Below are 20356 nucleotides of genomic sequence, written 5' to 3'. Positions count from 1 at the left end.
TTGAGCAATTTTTTCAATAGTGTCTTTTCTTTAGCAAATATAATATTTAAGAAAAAAACAGGGACTTAATGCATGCTTAAAAAAATCATATCAGGAGGTCAAACAGGGGTTGATAGAGCAGCCTTGGATGTGGCAATTAGCCTAAGTCTTCTCTATGGAGGCTGGTGTCCTAAGGGAAGATTAGATGAAAACGGTATCATCCCCAATCAATACATTAACCTGGTTGAGGTTAAAGGAGATTTTCAAACGGAAGAAGACAATTATGCAGCGAGAACAAAATTAAATATTTGTGATGCACATGGTACGCTCATCCTCCTGCCCTCTTCTTCCATCAAAGAAACGCTTCAAGACGGAACCCTACTCACTTTAAAAGAGGTCAAGCGACAAAAAAAATCTTCATTCTTAATCGATTTAACCACAGAGCCTGAAAACATTCTTGAACAATGTCGTGATTGGCTGAAAAAGAATCATATTGAAATTTTGAATGTTGCTGGACCACGAGAATCCAGCTGGCCAGGAATCTATCAAAGAAGCTATTCTTATCTGCATGCTCTTTTACAACATATGGATTTTAAAAGAGATTCAACCTAGTTCAAAACAACACAAGATCTGTCAACGCATCGCCGCAAGGGCAAAATTTCTATCACGCGCGCAAGCCAGCGGTGACTCACTTTATTCATTAGAATATTTGTTCGCCCATACAGTTTATCTTTTGCTTTGCAAGCAAGTAATTGTCTGAGTTTAGCCGTGCAATTTATCCTGAAGTAGGATTGCCCTGTTGAATAAACACTCACCTGATGATTAAGCAACAGTTTACCAAAGGGCACATCGCTATGCAGTACCCCGTGAATCACTCCTTGCGGCAACTCATTAAAATTCATGGTAATAAGACCCAACTCAACCACAACATCCTCTTTTCTAGTCTGTGCGTTTTGCACATCATTCCGAGTCTTATCTTTATCCATCAGCATCAAGATGGCACGTGAGTACGTATTCATCTTGTTATTTTTTTGACTGTATATCACTTTAATTTTTGCTTGTCGCTGGTAGTACTTCTCTAAAGTTGTTGTCATCAAAGGCTGGGTCAATAGAGAATCGTAGGGTTTTGGCAAGGAGGCTCGGTTAATTTTCTCTAAGGACTGTTTATTAAAAAACATTGGAAATTCATCCAAAGAGGGGCTTGTCATGGCAAAAACTGCCTTAAAACACATAAAGCCTAAAAAAAGAACTGCAGACAACAACTGTTTACTCAAAACCATCATGCCCTCTCCAGACCCTTTTCACTAACTTACAATCCCATTATGCCGCAGCAAGGCATCTATGTTTGCTGGTCGACCGCGGAATTCCTGATAGGCATCAGCAGCTTTTTTGGAGCCTCCCACTTCGAGGATAGCATGAAGAAAATCGCGCCCGGTTTGTTCGTTAAAAATGCCTTCCTCTTCAAAGCGTGCAAAGGCATCGCTGGAGAGAACTTCTGCCCATTTATAACTGTAATAACCTGCAGCATACCCACCACCAAAAATATGAGAAAAACTGTGTTGGAAGCGATTAAACTTAACGATTGGAACAACAGTCGTTTGCTCACGTACTTCTGCCAAAATGTTGGATACAAAATTGGGCTGCTTAGTAAACTCTTCATGGATACGAAAATCAAACAGAGAGAATTCCAATTGTCGCATCATCGCCATCGCTGATTGGAAATTTTTTGCTGCTATCAACTTTGCAAATAAATCATAAGGCAACGCTTCTCCCGTCGTCACATGTTCAGACAAAGGAATTAACGCCTCCTCTTCCCAGCACCAATTCTCAAAAAACTGGCTCGGTAACTCAACGGCATCCCACTCCACACCATTAATTCCCGAAGCACTTAAATAATTCACTTGCGTTAAAATATGATGCAAGCAATGGCCAAACTCATGGAATAAAGTGAGCACTTCCTCATGTGATAAGGTCGCTTTCTTATTGACAGACGGTTTCGCAAAATTACAAGTGAGGGTTGCAATGGGTAATTGCACACCGCCCCCATTGCGTTTGCGACGACTTTGCAAAGAATCCATCCAGGCACCACCGCGTTTATGAGGTCTAGCAAATAGATCCACATAGATATAACCGCGAATTTGGTCGGTCTCATCAGAAACTTGATAACATTTCACATCAGGATGCCAAACATCGACAGGTTTGATTTCCTCAAGATGCATACCATAGAGCTTCTTTACAATAGCAAATAGACCATTCATTACTTTGGGCTGAGGAAAATAAGGACGCAAATCCTCTTGGGAAATCGCATAGCGAGCTTGTCTTTTTTTCTCTGACAAATAAGCGACATCCCAAGGAGCAACGTCCTTAAGACCGTAATTTGTCAAAGCAAATTCTTTTAATTTTTCAAATTCATGTTTTGCTTGCTTATGTGCTCTAGAAGCTAAATCTTTTAAAAAATGACGAACCTCGGTCGTTGATTCTGCCATTTTAGTCGCTAAGGATAATTCAGCATAGTTGTTGAAACCGAGCAACAGCGCTTTCTCATGACGAAGTGCAAGCATCTCATCAATAACGGCTGAATTATCAAATTTATCAGCAAAAGGTCCTTCATCTGAAGCGCGAGTAACATAAGCTCGATACATTTCCTCTCTAAAGGCGCGATCTTCGGCATAAGTAACAACAGCTAAATAACATGGGAATTCGAGATTAAAGACCCAACCCGTCAAATCCTTCTCGGCAGCCAACTCAGCCGCAGTATTGACGGCATGTTCGGGCAATCCGTTTAAAGCACTATCATCGGTGATATGAATACTAAACGCTTGTGTAGCATCCAGCACATTATTCTCAAATTGATTGGATAATGCTGATAACCGCGTTTGAATCGCTTCAAAACGCTCTTTTTTTTCTTTAGATAAAGCAACACCGGATAGCTCGAAATCGCGAATGGTGTCATCCACTATCTTTTGTTGAACATTATCCAAGGCATTATTATCCAAGGACTTGATAGCATCATAAAGGGCCTGGTTATGACCAATCGCTGCCTCATACGCGGATAACTTAGGTAAGCAGGCTTGGTAGCAGGTGCGTAACTCATTTGAATTAACGACAGCGTGCAAATGGGACAATGGCGACCAAAAACGCTCTAAAGCATCATCCATGTCCTCCATGGGTTGCATGAGATTATCCCAGGTAAATTCATGGTGTTGCTTAAGTAATGCGTTAATCTGGTCCAGGTTCGACTGTAGCAAGCTATCCAGCTGATTCACAAAATTTTTAGGATCAATAGTGCTAAATGAAGGTAAATGATTTGTCATGGTTCTCAGCCTGCAAAATCATTTAGAATATCATTGAATATGATGATGCTCCAGATTAGTCCTTTATTAAGGAGCTGGGGCTTAACCCTACAATCGTTCCTTGTGTGGGCTCTAAGGTCGTCCCCTCTTTAATTCCATTTTCTTTAAACATACCTGTTTTTTCTAATAAAAGTGCGTATTGAGGTTGGCGCAACTCCATAATTCTGTTCACGGGTCTTTTCGTTTCAAGGCTCTGAACCTTATTATAAATAATACAGGTAGTCGCTAAAACAAGAACAGCGCCAATAAGAGCAAAGAGAGGATTTGTGAGTAGCGGGAGCGCAAAACACATACCAAAAAATAAAACCGTTGTATTGACTACACTGAGCATTAACCTTTCATGTTCGAATTGCATTCGTTGTTGTAAATACTCTTGCAGCGATTGTAACTCTGCAAGGTCCGCAGCTGATGTGCCATCTTGCTCCATATAGCTTAAGAGGTTGGCATATTCAACTTCAAGTCCCTTTATACGACCAAGCTCAATATATGCTCGCAACCCCGCCCAAAGCACATCAAAAAGAAACAGGCTAATGGTCAAATACATGCCTACCGGAGCCAGCGGACCTGTTAATACAAAACAATTAAGTAAACCACCTGTCAACCAGGCAGTATCATTTCCTAATTCAAACCAGCACTGCTCTAATTGCGCTTGTACACGGATATACCACGGTAGATCTTTCTCATAAGAGTCTAACCAGGAGCCCGGAATGACATGCTCTAATAGCAAGAATACATTGGTTACAAATCGAGGTACAAAAAACAACCAGGACAAATGGGTAAGCACAGGGTTTACAAATCGGTCAGCAAAAATGATGAAACGACAGAAATGATCAAATTTCTTTGCTTCTGGTAATAAAATTAACGTGGTTAAAACACGCCTGATTCTTACAGTAAATAGCCTTGGCCAGTTCAAAATAACATGAGTGCTTCTCACTTTCTGTGAGAAAAATCCAGGCGATGGCATGCTATCCTGACAGCTTTCGTCGAAGTGATAGCCTCTTTTTTTTAAGACGCTGCGATAGATACTTTGTTCATCCAGCAGTCGCTTAACCTCTCTTGGGACACTAAGATAATGGCGATAAATATGAGCCAATAGTTCTGCCATCATCATTGCAGCTGCAACTTGCTCAGTAATCTCCTCTTCCCACTCAATAGACCTTGTCTCGCTTTGTGTTCCACTCTTAATTAAACGATCAGCAAGCCTGGTACAAAACACACTATACTCAAACGTAAGAATGGCATGTTTCTGAACGAAAGGTTGAAAATAGTCGAGTTTTTGTTTTGCTAAAAAATCTCTAAACCCCCATTGCGATTCACGGCCACTGCTAGCTTTAGGAGGAGGATCGTAACCAATTTTGGATTGTATGCGTTGTAGAGCTATCCCCATAGCATTTTAAAAATTAATTTTTAACGAGACAATGATCCCAAAAAATAAACAAAAAGTAAAATTTAAACTATTTTTACTGAATTTTTAAATAAGAGCATATTTTTTTGTCCATTAATATTACAATAAATATATCGCTACCTTGCCGATTATGGTCTTCTGAGCGACAATAGACCCCCTGATGAATAGCATAAGAGTACCCATGAGTGTTTCCAATGATTTAATCAATGCCATCCGCTTTTTAAGTATCGATGCCGTCGAGCAGGCACAATCTGGGCACCCTGGCATGCCTTTAGGGATGGCAGAAATTGCCACTGTGCTTTGGAAAAAGTTCCTCAAGCATAATCCCACAAATCCCAGGTGGTTTGATCGCGATCGTTTTGTGTTGTCTAATGGTCATGGGTCAATGCTCTTGTACTCTTTGCTCCATTTAACTGGGTATGATTTAAGTATCGATGAGATAAAGCATTTCAGGCAGCTAAATTCCAAAACTCCTGGGCATCCTGAGCATGATACCCCTGGTGTGGAAACCACCACTGGCCCTTTAGGTCAAGGACTTGCTAATTCTGTGGGCATGGCCATTGCCGAACGAGTATTGGCCACACAATTTAATCGTCCTGGTCTGGAATTAGTTAATCACTATACTTATGCCTTCGCTGGTGATGGCTGCATGATGGAAGGTATCTCTCATGAAGCATGTTCTCTGGCAGGAACGTTAGGTCTCGGAAAGTTGATTGTCTTCTACGATGACAACGGGATTTCCATCGATGGCAAAGTGGCGTCTTGGTTTATGGATGATACTGCTTCGCGCTTCAAAGCTTATCATTGGCAAGTTATTGGACCAATTGACGGCCATGATCCTCAAGCAATTGAAAATGCCATTGTACAAGCGCGACAAGAAACGGGGAAACCCAGCTTAATTATTTGCAAGACCATTATTGGTTATGGCTCACCGGCTGCAGGCAGTGAAAAATCCCATGGAGCTCCCTTAGGAGCCTCTGGAGTCAGCAAGGTTCGCGAAACCTTTAACTGGCCACATCCCGCATTTGTTATCCCCGATGCTGTGTATGCCAAATGGAACCATGTTGAGCAAGGACAGCATGACGAAGCCCGTTGGCTGACAACCTGTCATGCCTATCAGCAGCAATACTCAAATGACTACCATGAGTTCCTGCGTCGGATCAATGGGGATTTACCTGACGAGTGGGCCAACGCTGCAGCCTCATTTATTGAACAATGTCGTCTCAATGAGAAAGCACAAGCGACAAGGAAAAGCTCCCAGCAATGTATCGAAACATTCGCAAAACTTCTACCCGAAATGTTAGGAGGATCGGCTGATTTAACGGGCTCCAACAATACAGACTGGTCCGGCAGCAAAGCCATCACTCCTGGCGATTTTTCAGGTAATTATCTCTATTACGGTGTGCGTGAATTTGCTATGGCAGCAATTATGAATGGCTTGGCTTTACATGGAGGCATCATTCCCTATGGCGGCACCTTTTTAGTATTTACAGATTATGCTCGTAATGCTGTACGCCTAAGCGCTTTAATGCACCAACGGGTAATTTATGTACTGACTCATGATTCCATTGGTTTAGGAGAAGATGGTCCTACTCATCAACCCATTGAACATGCTGCTATGCTACGGATGACACCAAATATACATGTTTGGCGCCCTGCCGATCTTATGGAAACTGCGGTTGCCTGGCAACTAGCCCTTGAGCGTCACAACGGCCCTTCTGCCCTGTTATTATCACGACAAAATTTACCTGCATTACAGCATGATAAGAAGCAAACAGAATATATCAAGAAAGGGGGTTATATTCTTAAGGATTGCCAAGGTACTCCGGATGCCATTGTGTTGGCAACAGGCTCAGAAGTCCAACTTGCTTTAGCGGCGGCCCAGGAAATGAAGACCCTCGGTAAAGAAATTAGAGTTGTCTCCATGCCCTGCGCCGAACGCTTTCTTTCTCAAGATTTGGCTTATCAAGAAGAGGTTTTACCCAATGCTGTCCGTAAACGAGTTGCTATTGAAGCGGCCGCCACAAATTATTGGTACCGATTTGTAGGGTTGGATGGCACTGTTATCGGCCTTGACCGTTTTGGTGTGTCGGCGAAAGCCACCGATGCATTTGCCTATTTAGGCATCACTGTTGAACATCTGGTTTCTGCCTTAAAAAAACTATGTAACTGACTTGCACAACGCGAGTCACTGTAATTTCGGAGAAGTAGTATGACGATACGCGTCGCAATAAATGGTTACGGTCGTATTGGCCGCTGTATTTTACGCTCCATTTTTGAATATAAACGGCAACATGAATTTAATGTTGTCGCAATTAATGACTTAGCTGGCATAGAAACAACCGCTCATTTGACCCGCTATGACTCCACGCATGGGCGCTTTGCAAGTCAAGTGAGCATTGATGGTGACAAGCTTGTCATTGATGGCCACCCCATTCGCGTAATAGCAGAACGCGATCCAAATGCTTTGCCCTGGGGAGAGTTAGATATCGATTTAGTACTTGAATGCACGGGGCACTTCACCCAACGTGACGCGGCCATGCAACATGTCAAAGCAGGTGCAAAAAAGGTTCTCATATCAGCCCCAGGCAAGAATTCTGATGCAACGATTGTGTATGGGGTTAACCATCAGACCATACAAGCTACGGATATTATTGTTTCTAATGCCTCATGCACTACGAATTGTCTAGCACCTGTGGTTAAAGTTTTACATGACGCGTTAGGGATTGAATATGGATTAGTCAATACAGTTCACGCTTATACCAAAGACCAAATGCTACTGGATGGCAGCCATAGCGACCTGCGTCGTGCACGGTCTGCCACTCAATCCATCATCCCAACAAAAACCGGAGCTGCCAGCGCCGTCGGGTTGGTGATCCCTGAGTTAGCCGGTAAATTGGATGGTTTTGCCATGCGGGTGCCAACGCTCAATGTTTCTGTGGTTGATTTAACCTTCACTGCTAAACGCGAGACAGCTGTTGCTGAAGTGAATGAGATTATGCGCAAAGCAAAAAGCGATATCCTACATATTTGTGAGGAACCTTTAGTATCTTGCGATTTTAATCATTATCCTGCGTCAGCGGTTTTTGATACAACACAAACCAAAGTGTTAGGTAATTTAGTTAAAGTAGTAGCCTGGTATGATAATGAATGGGGTTTCTCCAATCGCATGCTAGACACAGCCCAATTCATGATGAATCGTTAAAGGTGGACAATGAATCCAATTAAAATGAGTGAGATAAGTCTCGATGGCAAACGCTTACTAATTCGTGAAGATTTAAATGTTCCAATTAAAGATGGCATTATTACCAGTGATCAACGTTTAAGGGCTGCACTGCCAACCATCCAGGCTGCATTAGATGCCAATGCGGCTGTCATGGTCCTATCCCATCTTGGGAGACCAGAGGAAGGTAAATTCGAGAAACGGTTTTCTCTTCAACCCATTGCGGATTATTTGGCAGCCAACTTAGATTACCCTGTCCGCTTTGTGACTGATTACTTGGATGGTGTTGAGGCCAATCCTGGCGAACTGGTCGTTTGCGAAAATGTACGATTTAATGTTGGGGAGAAAACCAATAATGATGCTCTAGCTAAACGATTGGCTAGTTTATGTGACATCTTTGTTATGGATGCCTTTGGAACTGCTCACCGTGCTCAAGCCTCCACACATGGGGTTGCAAAATTTGCTCCTCTTGCCGTAGCAGGACCTCTTTTAGTTAATGAATTAGATGCTCTGGAGCACGTGCTGAAAGCTCCTGAGAAACCCATCGTGGCTATTGTGGGTGGAGCCAAGGTTTCAAGTAAGTTAAGTTTGCTTAAGCAATTGGTGACAATGGTTGACGTTCTCATTCCGGGTGGTGGTATTGCCAATACCTTCCTCAAAGCCAGGGGTTATGAAATCGGGGTTTCCCTATGCGAAGAAGACTTACTCGATGAAGCTCGAGCCATTTTAGAATTAGCTGCTGAAAAAGGCTGCGAAATTCCTTTGCCAAGCGATGTAGTGGTTGGCAAATCGTTTTCCGACAGTTGTCCTGCCTTTAATAAGGCACTTAGCAATGTTGCCAAAGACGACATGATTATGGATATAGGTCCTAACACCGTGAGTGACTATGTAGATATCATTGATGCAGCGAAGACCATCATTTGGAATGGTCCTGTAGGCGTCTTTGAATTTCCCCAATTTGCTTACGGTACGCGAGCTCTAGCTATTGCCATTGCAAATAGTGACGCTTTTTCGATTGCTGGTGGCGGTGACACGTTAGCAGCCATTGATCAATATGACTTAACTCAGCAGATTTCCTATATATCAACAGGTGGTGGTGCTTTTTTAGAATTCCTTGAAGGGAAGAAGCTACCTGCTGTTGCCATTTTAGAAGAGCGCGCCCATGCCACTGCGTCGCACTAAAATTGTGGCAACCTTAGGTCCTGCTTGCAAGGATGCTGCAGTGCTCCATGCGATGCTAAGAACAGGCGTAAATGTTCTGCGTATTAATTTTTCGCATATCAATGGTGACATTCGAGACATGGTTAGCGAAGCTCGTGCTATCGCAAATGAGCTTAATCATCCTCTAGCCATAATGGCCGATTTGCAGGGCCCTAAACTTCGCATTGGGCGGTTTAAAGAGAATAAGATCAAGCTAATAAACGGCCAAGACTTCACTCTTAATTGTAGCAAGCAAGAATTAGGAGATGAACAATCTGTTTCTGTTGCCTATCATAATTTATGCCATGAACTCAAGGCCGGTGATCATCTATTGCTTGATGACGGCCTAATCGAACTAAACGTTGTAACTGTTTCACCTCCTCTCATTCATTGTAAAGTTATTGAAGGCGGGACCTTGTATAGCAATAAAGGGCTTAATCGCAAAGGCGGTGGTCTTGCAGCACGGGCTTTAACCAGCAAAGATAAAAAAGATTTACAAATCGCCATCGATTTAGATGTGGATTATCTTACTCTTTCTTTCGTTAAAGATGCTCAGGATATTGAAGAAGCTCGTGGCTTACTATCCAAACTTGGAGCAAGAGATATTCCTATCATTGCCAAAATCGAGCGAACCGAAGCCCTACAACATCTCACAGAAATTATCAATGCCGTCGATGCAGTGATGGTAGCACGTGGAGACTTGGGTGTTGAAATTGGACCAGCAGAGGTTCCAGCCATCCAAAAAAGAATTATTGAGCAAAGCCGACGCTTGGACAAAGTAGTGATTACCGCCACGCAGATGATGGAGTCAATGATTCACCAGCCACAACCCACTCGAGCTGAAGTATCTGATGTAGCTAATGCGATTCTGGATGGCACTGATGCAGTTATGCTCTCGGCAGAAACAGCCACAGGTAGTTATCCAGTCAAAGTGATTACAATGGTGGATAAGATATGTCGAAGCGCTGAAAAACATGCAAGTTTTTTTTATAATGCCGAGAATGAAACGTGTCATTATCAGCGAGCAGATCAAGCCATTGCGATGGCTACCATGCATGCTGCTAATCATTTTCCAATTAAAGCCATCGTTGCTTTGACAGAATCTGGGGCCACAGCCATTTGGATGTCTCGACAACATAGCCTTGTCCCCATTTATGCCGTTACAGCAAATCGACGTACAGTCGGTCGACTTAGCCTAGTAAATAATGTTTTTCCCATTTATCTTGATTATCATTCTTTCTCACAGGAACGTCTTAATGAAGAAGTGATCAAATTCCTAGTGGATAAGAGATTAGTTACACAAAATGGCTATGTCCTATTAACAAGAGGACATAAAATTGGCGAACCTGGTGGCACGAACTCCATGCAAATTGTAAAAGCGACAACATAGTCCTATCATTCAACGTAGCTTGCAGACTGCTTCCTTATCTCCTATATATCAATAAATACATAGATAAGATGATTTAAAATGGCAACCAATATAAGAAGTCAATTAACGGATCTGATCATAAAAAGATTAAATGAAACGAAGGAGCAGTTGAAACGAGAGTTCTTTTCTGAGCATCATATAAACGTTGCTCGTCATTTTGCACTTGATAATCTTCTTCCAACCGAAATTGCTGAGAGAATTTACGCTAATTTTCCCAAGCCAAGTGAAATGCATCTACTAAGAATTTCTGGAAAATTAAAGTTAAAATACAGCCACTTAAAGGATGTATCCAGCTTATTGCGAGATATTAATTCTGCCATTCAAGATCCTCGCGTTGTCGCTGTGATTGAAGAGATAACAGAGATTAAAAACCAAATTCCTGATAGATCACGGTTTGCTGGTGGAATTAGTACATTACTCAAGGGGTATTTTCTTAATCCTCATTTAGATAATTCGCATGACGTAGATAGGAAATACTATCGAACAGTTAATGTACTTTATTATGTGTCTCCTAATTGGCGGCTTGAAAATGGTGGGAATTTTGAACTATGGGACAAAGAGATCAAAAATCGCATTATTGTGCCTAGTCTTTTTAATCGCCTGGTTGTCATGGAAACAAATCGTACATCATGGCATGCTGTAAACCCAGTTCTATGTGACGCACCTCGATGTTGCGTGTTTAATTATTTTTTTTCTGAGCAATCTCCTGAAGGTGTAGAGTATTTTTTCAATAAGAATTCATTTAGAGCTCGGCCAGAACAAAAAATTCGTCGCGCCATTGAACATGTTAAGGACGCTTTCTTGAGCTGGTTTTAACGCATTGCTGAATTGCGTCAAAGCGTCAAATTATTTGTTGCCGCCGGACTTAAGAGAAGCTAAAAAGATCAAACTAATCTGCCGTTTCATGTGTCTTGCGCGATAAACCTAATTTTTCTTTTAAGCGCGCAACAGCATCCGGATCAAATTGCCGAGAGATCTTATGTTTAACAACAACAGCGGGACGGGCAGGAGTTGGCGAATTTTGCACACTGAAAGCTGGTGCACGCTCCGGGAAATAAGATACTGGTTCTAACGAACCAGAGTCGTCGGATTGTTGAGAAGATGGTTTTGAGCTAAATTGCATTTGAGTGGTTTTTCCTGGAGTGGCTTTGCGCATGTTACGAGTACTTTTTTCCACACGTTTTTTGATTTTAATAGCCGCTCTTTCTGCTTCATCCTCAGTTACCAGACTTACAGGATTGCCTTGTAAATCAATTCGCATTTCACGTGCTTTAAGACAAGTTAAATAATCAATCCGTCGCGTAAATAAAACAACGGCTTCCCGCAGTTTACTTTTTGATATACCAAACTCGGCTGCCTTATCCGCAAAGGCTAAGATATCATTCATGATGCCCATTTTTAACGGACGAATCCTTAACGTGTTGTCAAACGCTTGCGGAAAAGTAGCTGTGAGCCACAATAAAGCCTCGTTACGAGCTTTTTTGGATTTATTTTTTTGTGCTTTGTTAAGTATTGCGGTGCGGGGATGAAGTTCTTGCCTTCTCATGCTACTACCTTTGTTAAATAAATCGTAATGTTATAGCAAAGACAACGCTGAATTGAAGCAAGGTTCGGATAATGATAAGGGTTGTAGTTTGCCATACAATGGAAAAATAAAAATCTCTGAGGAAATGCGCATACAATGTACAGCGTTTACTCCCCATTTGCAAGCCTATTCCTTAGCTAAAATTTCAGAAAAAATGCGACCAAATGACTAGGCAACATCCCTAACGTTTTTCCAGAATGAAAAACGTTAGGGACGTTGCCTATAATATGAATTAGCCGGATTGATTAAACATAGGAGGTTATTATGCCCCCCCTTAAAAGAAAGGCAATAAAAAAAACAAAAGACGGTATGGAATTTGAAGGATATCAATTTCAAGATGATGCGTATGTTAACCAAATGGCTTATGTTTTTGGTGGGGAGGATGGGGAAAGGGCTGCAAAAAAAATACTGGAAGAGGCAGAAAGGAGATTCCCAAATCCAGTACAATTGGTAGAAAAAAAGAAATTCATAGAAGATGAAATTAAAAAAAGATCACAGGAGATCGACTCAAAGTTTCAGAATGGAATAGAAGATGTTTTTAGATCATTATTAAGCGATAAAAAACATCCAGCGAAGGGGAAAGAAGCTGGAAAAGATTTAATGTTTAATTTAATGAGAGGGCTTGGGTTAAATGTTGATGCTGATAATGTGCAGACACATTATGATCCTGGACCACCTGCAGTATTTCAAATTACTTGGATTAATCGTCCAACTGAAAACCTTAAAAATGAAAACTCAAACATAAACAAGCTTGCAAATATGTATTCAGATTGCTTGGCAAAAGACGAAAAAGATAGATTTAATGAAACCTGGGGAACACATAAATCACATGCAATGAACGGTGAGCCCAAAATGGAAAAGTCAGAATTCCTTAAGAAAGCTGATGAATCATTTCAAGACACTCTTAATTCTCTGAAAAGTTCTGATAAACAAAAGGATGTTCAAGAGGAACATGAGGAAGGTTTGTCACCTCCTAACTTATGACGGCTAATGTAATAACTCATCCCCAACCCGAGTCGACAAAATATGAGCTGTTGCATAAGTTGCCAATTCCGTGGGTGGTTCGCCTTTATTATGGTGGCAATCTTTTCCTGGGTTTCTAATTAAAATTAATTGTCCAAAAATTCGCTAAGCGCCAAAAAGAGATATACTGTAAATTAAATCAATATTGTATACTTCTAAATAATTCAATATAAGGTAAACTAGCAATGCTTGGTCGACTTTTTTGGATGTTTATCGCTGTTTTTTTTCCGTGGATTATTTTACTGCTAGACGATAACCCTGGCGGAGCTTTGGTTGCCTTAGTCATGCAAGCCTCCGTGATTGGCTGGATCCCTGCGAGCATATGGGCTTTACGCATCGTTCAGGAAAGTACCCCTCCTCAAGAGAACAAAAAAGACTCGCAAAAATAATCTGGGCTTTTCATCTTGGAGATAGTATGGCTATTCGTGTAATTGTTAATGGTGCACAGGGCAAAATGGGACTTTTAGCCTGTGAAACCCTGAGAAATCATCCAGACTTTGAGCTTGTTGCTGGCTTAACACGAAATGACAATCTTCGCCAAGCAATTGCCGATAAGAAAGCAGACATTGTAGTCGATCTAACCCGCGCTGATTGTGTTTATGAAAATAGCCTTTCTATTATTGAAAGCGGCGCACATCCTGTAATTGGGACGAGTGGGTTAATCAGTGACCAAATGAAAACCCTAAAATCGCTTTGTGACAGAGACAAATTAGGGGGGCTTGTTGTCCCAAATTTTTCGATTAGTGCCGTTTTAATGATGCGTTTTGCAGCAGAAGCCGCCCGATTTCTACCCCATGTTGAAGTGATTGAAATTCATCATCAGCAAAAATTTGATGCTCCTTCGGGGACCGCTATGAAAACAGCGGAGATGATAGCAGCTGCACGTGAAAAAGAAGTCCTCCTACCAGACAGCCATGAATTGCTGCCAGGGGCTCGGGGTAGTTGCCACCAAGGCATTCATATTCATTCTTTACGTCTTCCTGGGGTTGTTGCTCGTCAACAAGTTATCTTTGGTAATAGTGGGGAAACATTGACGATCAGTCATGATAGTATTGACAGAGTTTCTTTTATGCCAGGTATTATCCTGGCGTGTCAGAACGTTAAAAAATTAGACTCTCTTTACTGCGGATTGGAGCATGTATTGTAATTCATCCTTTTAATCAAGACGATTTTCTATTCCCACATATGGACATCCTAATCATTGACTATAATGTCAATATCTGATTCAACATGATTACTTTATGACCAAAGAAGATGCAACGACCAACGGGTTGCAGGGACAGCCAGGTTCCAAAAAGGAAATCTCTGCAACAAGCAATCAAACGCCGAGACTTATTTTCTATGAGGATCCAGGCAATTATGAAATTCGCCTCACCAAACAAGAATTAGCAGAGCTAAACAAAATAATTAAAGGATTGCCTTCCTCCACCCAAGCCGCCCACAAAGAAGAACATCATGTTGAGCGCATCAATTCCAAATATACGTTACTGTTTACTGAATCTGGCTATTATCTAGTCGGAGAAGGCAGGCGAAAAAATAAAAAAAATAGCTTCTTGGACTTAAGAACCGATTATGGTAGCACTGCCAAAATGTGTATAAAACTAGAAGAGAAAGACGGAGATTATATTTTATCGAATAAAGTTTACACTGCTAAAAAACATAATGCAGCGTCAGAAAATAGGGAAAAAGAAATTGCCTTAATGCAGAAAATCTATGGCTTGGGTGAAATTATATTCACTAGAGAAGAAAATCAAACCTACTTAATCATGCCCAAAATCCCAGGCCAGGAGTTAGGTAAGTTGGATTTCAAGAATCTTGATGAGACTAAATTCAAGGAGATGATCGTTAATACAATTACGGAACTTGTACGGATCAATGCTAAAAAAATACTGCACAATAATCTCAACCCATATGATATTTTTTATGACAAGGATTCCCAACGAATTTATTTTTCTGGCTTTGGTGCCGGTTCAGAAGTGGATAGAATTGATTTATATTCTGATTCGCAAGCTCTTACGTTTACTTTACAGACTGTCATAGATAATTATCTTCTTAGTCATATCACTTCCCTGGATTTAACAACCGATGCACAAGATAGACGAGTAGAGCTGACAACTTCCCTGGCTGAAAGGATAATAAGAATTGTACATGAAATAGATTCTCCTGATGATACAACGCTCCAAAAGCGCATCCAATCTGCATTGGATAATGCATTATCCATCGTTAGAGTGAGGCTCGATAGCGAAAGCCTGCAATCATTGCCCCAAGATGAGCTGGTTAATCTAATGTTTAAAGCCATCAAAATTAACGATGAAAAGAGTCTCAAAGAATTTTTGCCCTATTGTAACGAGGATACTTTAAATCAATATAGAGATAGGGAAGGCATGACCTTACTTCAATGTGCCGAGTATAATCAACGCACAGAAATGATTAATGATTTATTAGAGGCTGGGGCTAGCCCAACATACTTACAAACGCCATCTTAAACAATAAATCACCAGATCGGATGGTTATTTTTTCACTATCAAAATAACTTAGGTATAATGTTTTGCAAGCATATTACAAGTTAAAATAGGGATAACCAATGCTTGAACAGTCAGTGCGTCCACTCTATCAAAAATGTCTTGTTGATCCGTTGGCGAGAAGGATTACTCACAAAATTGGCCCTTTGCCTGTTACCCTGCTCTCAGGCGCTTGCGGCTTGCTCTTTATCCCCGCCATCATCTTAAATTATCCTTTGATTGCAATTGGTTTTTTATTAATCTCTGGCTATTGTGATACCTTGGATGGCACACTGGCTCGTTTGCAAAACAGTACCTCTTCGCTTGGCACTGTTTTTGATATTATGATGGATCGATTGGTAGAGTTTAGCGTCATTCTGGGACTATACCTTGTAGCACCCGAAGAGCGCTCCCTGGCCATTATTCTGATGTTGGGTAGCATTTTACTCTGCATAACCAGTTTTTTGGTGGTCGGTATATTTACGCCCAATGACTCCCAGAAAAGCTTCCATTACAGTCCTGGACTCATGGAACGGGCTGAGGCATTTATTTTTTTTATACTTATGACTATTCTTCCCCAGTACTTTATATTATTGGCATTCTTATTTACTTTCTTAGTTAGCTTGACAGCAGTCATTCGATTGAAGCAATTTATGAAAGCCCAAACTGCGGATAGCAAAATCACTTTATTCTGACAGAGGTAATATATGCGCCCAGGAATTATCGTTACACTATTATTGCTCAATTTAAATCCTGCCTATAGTGCCACAGCACAAGCGATCTTTGCCGGTGGATGTTTTTGGTGCGTAGAAGCGGATTTTGATAAAGTTGCCGGGGTTTTGGCAACGGAATCAGGATTTGACGGTGGAACTGAGAAAAACCCAACCTACCAATCCGTTTCATCTGGTAAAACAAATTATGCCGAGGCTGTTCGGGTAACTTTCGATCCGAATAAAGTCAGTTACCAGCAATTGGTGAACTATTTTTGGAAGCATATTGATCCTACCGTGAAGGATAGTCAATTTTGCGATCACGGACGCCAATATCGTAGTGCTATTTTTTATTTGGATGAGGGGCAAAAAAGGATTGCCTTAGCGAGTAAGCGTGAAATAGAAAAGAAATTTCCTCACGTCTATACTGAAATAGTCCCCTCGACCCATTTTTATCCAGCAGAGGAATACCATCAAAATTACTACATAAATCATCCTCTACGCTATAAATACTACCGGTACCGCTGTGGTCGAGATCAACGAGTGCAAGAGGTATGGCAACATGAGAGTCCGTAATTTTTTTCTTTTAGCCAGTTTGCTCCTTTTTGGTAATAGCATGGCAGCTACTTTTGATAAGGCAAAAAAACTCAAAGAATTGACACCGCTGCAGTACCAAGTGACTCAAGAATCTGCCACTGAAAAGCCCTTTGACAATCTTTATTGGAATAACAAAGAAGAAGGGATTTATGTCGATATTGTCTCTGGAGAACCGCTTTTCAGTTCCGCTGACAAATATGACTCAGGTACGGGCTGGCCTAGCTTTAGTAAACCCATTGATAACCAATTTATCATCCTAAAAACAGACAGAAAACTCTTCTTCATCACACGCACAGAAGTCCGTTCGAAAATCGCCGACTCTCATCTGGGACATGTTTTTAAAGATGGACCACTACCCACAGGCCTTCGTTATTGCATGAATTCAGCAGCATTAAAATTTATTCCCAAAAAAGACATGGAGAAAGAAGGTTATGGGGAATACCTTAAATTGTTTGATAAGAATCAGTGATTAGACCGGAGAACCAGGAATCCCGCGTAAGACCTGGACTCTCCAATGACGACCGATAATTCCTGGTTTAACTTAAATAGCAGTAACTTCAGGATTATGCTACGTTAGATCATACTAAACTAAAAAGGAATTGGGGTGAGTACTCTTCGAACGTTTCTTTTGATCGCATATATGATTTTCCTGTCGATGATTGCTATGGCCCATACAGCCCCAAAACAGCCTATTATTTGCAATAATACCTATGCACTTTGTAATGCCGCAAGTTGTCAGCCCATACCAGGATTGCAAGCTAAAGTACTTTGTCATTGTTCCATTTGGCAAGGAAAAAATATTGGTTTCTCAGAATGCTCAGCGAGGAAAGAACAACAAACCCCTGATGGTGAGACAGCGTTATTATCTACTTTCTCATTTGGGGGTGGTCACTACAAATATATGACCTGTCCTGCAGACATACCCTGGGCCAATTGTTTGGATCACCCTTGCCTGGTTGATAAGCTATCTCCTGATGAGCGGCGGGCTTATTGTACATGTGATTTAGTTCGTGGCCAGACTTACGTGACTTTTGCTGGGAAGTGTAATACAACAAATTGTGATAAAGCAATTTGGTCAGGAGCAACGGTAGAAGGCAATCAACAATTGATGGCCGAACTAGCAAAAATGCCTGATATTCATGTCGAACAAGCCATGTGTTCGTCAAAGATTGAACATTGATTTTAGTCAACAACAATCAAGCAAAATATGAGTCAACCGACCTATTATTAACTCTTAAAAGGAATGCATATGCAAGACAGTGGGGTTGTGGAATCTATGTTGGAGGAAGACCGCACTCAACAGACAGAGCAATCGGCTCCCCTTGGTGGTGATAAAGATGTAGGAATAGAAGGACCGGAAAAAAAACGTGTGGGATGGGATATTTCTAAAGAGAACTTAGGGAAGATATTTCAGCGTGAAGATAAGGGGCAAGTCATTATTTTTAAAAAACAAATTAGTAATAGAGATACCCCCCTACAAGACTTTATAGAGCTACTCAACACTAAACCAAATGGCTATTGGTTACTTCGTGAAAGCCGAGTAACCGGGATGATTAGTGTCAGCTATAAAGAGAAAGAACAAGTTAAACATACACGATTTGCATTTGTTGGCGATCACTGGGAAGACGTTCCAGGAAAGGACATCGAGACATTTCTAGCTAACGCTTCTTATGAACAACTTATGCGAAGCAATATAGCGGACCGATGTGACGACTTACTCGACAAGATATTTTCTCTCTTACCTCTTACCGTAGACAATATTATTGTTCCTACTAATAGCGAAGCATCTGAGGAAGCCGCTTATTTAGGATATACGAGCACCCACCAACCTTATGCCGCCCCCATTGAAGAAGAACCCAAAGTAATTTATAACAACCCCGTTGATGCTTTACAGAAAGTGGAGCTTATATTGCAACAGCTAATCTCTATTCTGAAAGAAAGCGATCCTGCAAAAAAAGAAAACATCAATCCGTCGCTTGCACATCTGAGGAAAATTAACACTGAGCTAACAATCACTCCTAAGGACTTGATGATCCAACTAAGCCATGCAAAAGCATTCGCAAAAGGACCACACGCAGAGGCGACAGCAAAATTGCGCGATTGTTTTGAAGAGTGGCTTGAACGATGCAATCTTCGTGATAATCTTTTTTGCCCTGTCACTCAAGGGTTATTTGAGGAACCTTATTACATTGTAGAGACAGGACATGTCTATGATGCAGCAGGAATTTTTGATAAAGGTGTTTTACTTAGTAAATGCCCTCTGACTCAGGTACCTATTGAGAGGTATCCTGTGCACCTCAACGGCTATCGCAGAAAATTAAGTCATTGTTTGTTGCAATTTTTTGAAGCACTACAGCTGGTCAAAAATCTTGACTGCAGTTTAGATAAAAACGATACAGAAGCACAAGCTCCTGAGGCCGGTAAAAAAGGACTTCGATCATCTTCTTTCTTTACACAAAATGAAGACGCTGAAGTAAAAAATGAAATCGGTACAAGTACAAACCATTCTCTTCCTTTGTAAAGTTTGTTGAAAAATTCATATGATCATCGGAACTAGCTCAGTGTGGCAAGGGATCTCAAGCTGAGAATAATGATTAAACTACCTACTAATATCATTAATAGATTTGTGGACAAAATGCGAACCATATAGGCAGCAATAGGAGCAGCTATTCCCCCACCAACAACTAAACTCAGAATGATTGGCCAGTGCTTAATGCCAATCGTCAGAAAGAAAGATGTAGAGATGGTAAGCGTCAACAAAAATTCCGCCAAATTAACCGAACCAATGGTATAACGAGGAGGTTCACCTTGCACAAGTAACGTCGAGCTAACGATAGACCCCCAACCTCCTCCTCCGGCTGCATCCAAAAATCCACCAGCCACACCCAATAGAATTAAGCGTGGTGTTTTTTTTGCAGGCTTTTCCCGCTTCATCAAGTCATAAGCTATGTAGTTATATATTTTTTCAGATAAATCCGTCTTACGAAGTGCTTTATAGAGAATAAAAATACCCATGAGCAACAGGTAAGACATGATAAAAGGTTTAATGATTTGAGTTGGTATACGAGTTAGTAACTGCGAACCCGCGATACCACCAAGCATCCCAGGAATGACTAAACGACGAAAAAGGCTAAGATCAATATTTTTGAACATCATGTGTGAGAGTCCAGAAACACCAGTAGTGAAGACTTCCGCTGCATGCACACCCGCGCTGGCAATAGGAGGAGCAATACCATATGCCAAAAGCACAGTCATACTGATAAGACCATAGCCCATGCCTAATCCACCATCGATTAACTGTGCCGCAAATCCAATTAAGGCAAAAATCAAATACTCACTCATTGCTGTCCT

Annotated in this window: 20 protein-coding genes; 15 read left to right on the top strand and 5 right to left on the bottom strand. The window is 41.2% G+C overall.

All coding sequences use genetic code 11. The annotated features are described in order from the left end of the window. Positions 1-72: 72 nt before the first annotated feature. Positions 73-591 carry a putative molybdenum carrier protein gene (locus tag CKV79_RS00770; protein ID WP_028372300.1) on the top strand — a complete coding sequence of 173 codons (519 nt, stop codon included), beginning with the start codon at positions 73-75 and terminating at the stop codon, positions 589-591. Here CKV79_RS00770 and CKV79_RS00765 read toward each other — a convergent pair. The 3 genes from CKV79_RS00765 to CKV79_RS00755 are packed head-to-tail and all read right to left on the bottom strand — an operon-like array spanning position 588 to position 4719. Beyond that, the gene (locus CKV79_RS00765) at positions 588-1262 is read right to left on the bottom strand and encodes a hypothetical protein (protein WP_028372301.1); all 675 of its coding nucleotides are present in this window, start codon (positions 1260-1262) and stop codon (positions 588-590) included. The genes CKV79_RS00770 and CKV79_RS00765 overlap by 4 nt on opposite strands. 21 nt (positions 1263-1283) lie before the next feature. Next, positions 1284-3293 (bottom strand): M3 family metallopeptidase, encoded by a 2010-nt coding sequence (locus CKV79_RS00760; protein WP_035914863.1) that lies wholly within the window; start codon positions 3291-3293, stop codon positions 1284-1286. Between the two features lie 55 nt (positions 3294-3348). Next, positions 3349-4719, bottom strand: coding sequence for a hypothetical protein (locus CKV79_RS00755; RefSeq protein WP_051546054.1), 1371 nt, complete (start codon positions 4717-4719; stop codon positions 3349-3351). 199 nt (positions 4720-4918) lie between these two features. Here CKV79_RS00755 and tkt point away from each other — a divergent pair, with 199 nt between their 5' ends. The 5 genes from tkt to CKV79_RS00730 all read left to right on the top strand — a co-directional run bounded on the left by tkt (position 4919) and on the right by CKV79_RS00730 (position 11405). Next, on the top strand, positions 4919-6910 hold the full coding sequence (gene tkt, locus CKV79_RS00750) for a transketolase (protein WP_028372303.1): 1992 nt from the start codon (positions 4919-4921) through the stop codon (positions 6908-6910). A 39-nt stretch (positions 6911-6949) separates the two neighbouring features. Continuing rightward, positions 6950-7942, top strand: coding sequence for a type I glyceraldehyde-3-phosphate dehydrogenase (gap, locus tag CKV79_RS00745; RefSeq protein ID WP_028372304.1), 993 nt, complete (start codon positions 6950-6952; stop codon positions 7940-7942). Positions 7943-7951: 9 nt separating this feature from the next. After that, entirely contained in the window at positions 7952-9142 is a 1191-nt protein-coding gene (locus tag CKV79_RS00740) for a phosphoglycerate kinase (protein WP_028372305.1), read from the top strand. Next, entirely contained in the window at positions 9123-10550 is a 1428-nt protein-coding gene (gene pyk / locus CKV79_RS00735; RefSeq protein ID WP_035914867.1) for a pyruvate kinase, read from the top strand. The genes CKV79_RS00740 and pyk overlap by 20 nt, the downstream gene beginning before the upstream one ends. Positions 10551-10628: 78 nt before the next feature. Continuing rightward, complete coding sequence (locus CKV79_RS00730; RefSeq protein ID WP_028372307.1) at positions 10629-11405, top strand: 2OG-Fe(II) oxygenase; 777 nt, start codon at positions 10629-10631, stop codon at positions 11403-11405. A gap of 73 nt (positions 11406-11478) precedes the next feature. Here the strand turns inward: CKV79_RS00730 and CKV79_RS00725 are convergent, their stop codons facing one another. Next, on the bottom strand, positions 11479-12135 hold the full coding sequence (locus CKV79_RS00725) for a ProQ/FinO family protein (protein ID WP_028372308.1): 657 nt from the start codon (positions 12133-12135) through the stop codon (positions 11479-11481). A gap of 303 nt (positions 12136-12438) precedes the next feature. Here CKV79_RS00725 and CKV79_RS00720 point away from each other — a divergent pair, with 303 nt between their 5' ends. The 9 genes from CKV79_RS00720 to CKV79_RS00680 all read left to right on the top strand — a co-directional run bounded on the left by CKV79_RS00720 (position 12439) and on the right by CKV79_RS00680 (position 19526). Continuing rightward, positions 12439-13158 carry a hypothetical protein gene (locus CKV79_RS00720; RefSeq protein ID WP_028372309.1) on the top strand — a complete coding sequence of 240 codons (720 nt, stop codon included), beginning with the start codon at positions 12439-12441 and terminating at the stop codon, positions 13156-13158. 224 nt (positions 13159-13382) lie between these two features. Next, on the top strand, positions 13383-13586 hold the full coding sequence (locus CKV79_RS00715; protein ID WP_028372310.1) for a hypothetical protein: 204 nt from the start codon (positions 13383-13385) through the stop codon (positions 13584-13586). 26 nt (positions 13587-13612) lie between these two features. Beyond that, positions 13613-14344, top strand: coding sequence for a 4-hydroxy-tetrahydrodipicolinate reductase (gene dapB / locus CKV79_RS00710; protein WP_028372311.1), 732 nt, complete (start codon positions 13613-13615; stop codon positions 14342-14344). A gap of 94 nt (positions 14345-14438) precedes the next feature. Continuing rightward, entirely contained in the window at positions 14439-15683 is a 1245-nt protein-coding gene (locus CKV79_RS00705) for a serine/threonine protein kinase (RefSeq protein WP_028372312.1), read from the top strand. Positions 15684-15781: 98 nt separating this feature from the next. Next, positions 15782-16393, top strand: coding sequence for a CDP-alcohol phosphatidyltransferase family protein (locus tag CKV79_RS00700; RefSeq protein ID WP_028372313.1), 612 nt, complete (start codon positions 15782-15784; stop codon positions 16391-16393). Positions 16394-16405: 12 nt separating this feature from the next. Then, a complete protein-coding gene (gene msrA / locus CKV79_RS00695) occupies positions 16406-16984 on the top strand; it encodes a peptide-methionine (S)-S-oxide reductase MsrA (RefSeq protein ID WP_028372314.1) in 579 nt (192 codons plus the stop codon). Positions 16985-17024: 40 nt separating this feature from the next. Beyond that, the gene (gene msrB / locus CKV79_RS00690; protein WP_095141830.1) at positions 17025-17474 is read left to right on the top strand and encodes a peptide-methionine (R)-S-oxide reductase MsrB; all 450 of its coding nucleotides are present in this window, start codon (positions 17025-17027) and stop codon (positions 17472-17474) included. A gap of 135 nt (positions 17475-17609) precedes the next feature. Further along, positions 17610-18185 carry a hypothetical protein gene (locus tag CKV79_RS00685; RefSeq protein ID WP_131796049.1) on the top strand — a complete coding sequence of 192 codons (576 nt, stop codon included), beginning with the start codon at positions 17610-17612 and terminating at the stop codon, positions 18183-18185. A 69-nt stretch (positions 18186-18254) separates the two neighbouring features. After that, positions 18255-19526: an SH2 domain-containing protein gene (locus CKV79_RS00680; protein ID WP_028372316.1), complete on the top strand. Its 1272-nt coding sequence runs from the start codon at positions 18255-18257 to the stop codon at positions 19524-19526. A 32-nt stretch (positions 19527-19558) separates the two neighbouring features. On the opposite strand, the gene CKV79_RS00675 is transcribed toward CKV79_RS00680, so the two are convergent. Further along, positions 19559-20347, bottom strand: coding sequence for a sulfite exporter TauE/SafE family protein (locus tag CKV79_RS00675; RefSeq protein WP_028372317.1), 789 nt, complete (start codon positions 20345-20347; stop codon positions 19559-19561). Positions 20348-20356: the final 9 nt, after the last annotated feature.

It is taken from the genome of Legionella lansingensis, assembly GCF_900187355.1.
In the GTDB taxonomy this organism is placed as follows: Bacteria; Pseudomonadota; Gammaproteobacteria; order Legionellales; family Legionellaceae; genus Tatlockia; species Tatlockia lansingensis.
The sequence above is the reverse complement of the archived record's forward strand: the minus strand, read 5'-3'. Positions and strand labels throughout refer to the sequence as shown.

What these genes read in the sequence shown, in the direction of transcription:
- CKV79_RS00680 (WP_028372316.1), top strand. Translation starts at nt 18,255, where the DNA reads ATGCAAGACAGTGGGGTTGTGGAATCTATGTTGGAGGAAGACCGCACT.
- CKV79_RS00715 (WP_028372310.1), top strand. Translation starts at nt 13,383, where the DNA reads ATGCTTGGTCGACTTTTTTGGATGTTTATCGCTGTTTTTTTTCCGTGG.
- CKV79_RS00725 (WP_028372308.1), bottom strand. Translation starts at nt 12,135, where the DNA reads ATGAGAAGGCAAGAACTTCATCCCCGCACCGCAATACTTAACAAAGCA.
- gap (WP_028372304.1), top strand. Translation starts at nt 6,950, where the DNA reads ATGACGATACGCGTCGCAATAAATGGTTACGGTCGTATTGGCCGCTGT.
- CKV79_RS00730 (WP_028372307.1), top strand. Translation starts at nt 10,629, where the DNA reads ATGGCAACCAATATAAGAAGTCAATTAACGGATCTGATCATAAAAAGA.
- CKV79_RS00770 (WP_028372300.1), top strand. Translation starts at nt 73, where the DNA reads ATGCTTAAAAAAATCATATCAGGAGGTCAAACAGGGGTTGATAGAGCA.
- tkt (WP_028372303.1), top strand. Translation starts at nt 4,919, where the DNA reads ATGAGTGTTTCCAATGATTTAATCAATGCCATCCGCTTTTTAAGTATC.
- CKV79_RS00720 (WP_028372309.1), top strand. Translation starts at nt 12,439, where the DNA reads ATGCCCCCCCTTAAAAGAAAGGCAATAAAAAAAACAAAAGACGGTATG.
- CKV79_RS00765 (WP_028372301.1), bottom strand. Translation starts at nt 1,262, where the DNA reads ATGATGGTTTTGAGTAAACAGTTGTTGTCTGCAGTTCTTTTTTTAGGC.
- msrA (WP_028372314.1), top strand. Translation starts at nt 16,406, where the DNA reads ATGCGCCCAGGAATTATCGTTACACTATTATTGCTCAATTTAAATCCT.
- CKV79_RS00740 (WP_028372305.1), top strand. Translation starts at nt 7,952, where the DNA reads ATGAATCCAATTAAAATGAGTGAGATAAGTCTCGATGGCAAACGCTTA.
- CKV79_RS00700 (WP_028372313.1), top strand. Translation starts at nt 15,782, where the DNA reads ATGCTTGAACAGTCAGTGCGTCCACTCTATCAAAAATGTCTTGTTGAT.
- CKV79_RS00755 (WP_051546054.1), bottom strand. Translation starts at nt 4,719, where the DNA reads ATGGGGATAGCTCTACAACGCATACAATCCAAAATTGGTTACGATCCT.
- CKV79_RS00705 (WP_028372312.1), top strand. Translation starts at nt 14,439, where the DNA reads ATGACCAAAGAAGATGCAACGACCAACGGGTTGCAGGGACAGCCAGGT.
- dapB (WP_028372311.1), top strand. Translation starts at nt 13,613, where the DNA reads ATGGCTATTCGTGTAATTGTTAATGGTGCACAGGGCAAAATGGGACTT.
- msrB (WP_095141830.1), top strand. Translation starts at nt 17,025, where the DNA reads ATGGCAGCTACTTTTGATAAGGCAAAAAAACTCAAAGAATTGACACCG.
- CKV79_RS00760 (WP_035914863.1), bottom strand. Translation starts at nt 3,293, where the DNA reads ATGACAAATCATTTACCTTCATTTAGCACTATTGATCCTAAAAATTTT.
- CKV79_RS00675 (WP_028372317.1), bottom strand. Translation starts at nt 20,347, where the DNA reads ATGAGTGAGTATTTGATTTTTGCCTTAATTGGATTTGCGGCACAGTTA.
- pyk (WP_035914867.1), top strand. Translation starts at nt 9,123, where the DNA reads ATGCCACTGCGTCGCACTAAAATTGTGGCAACCTTAGGTCCTGCTTGC.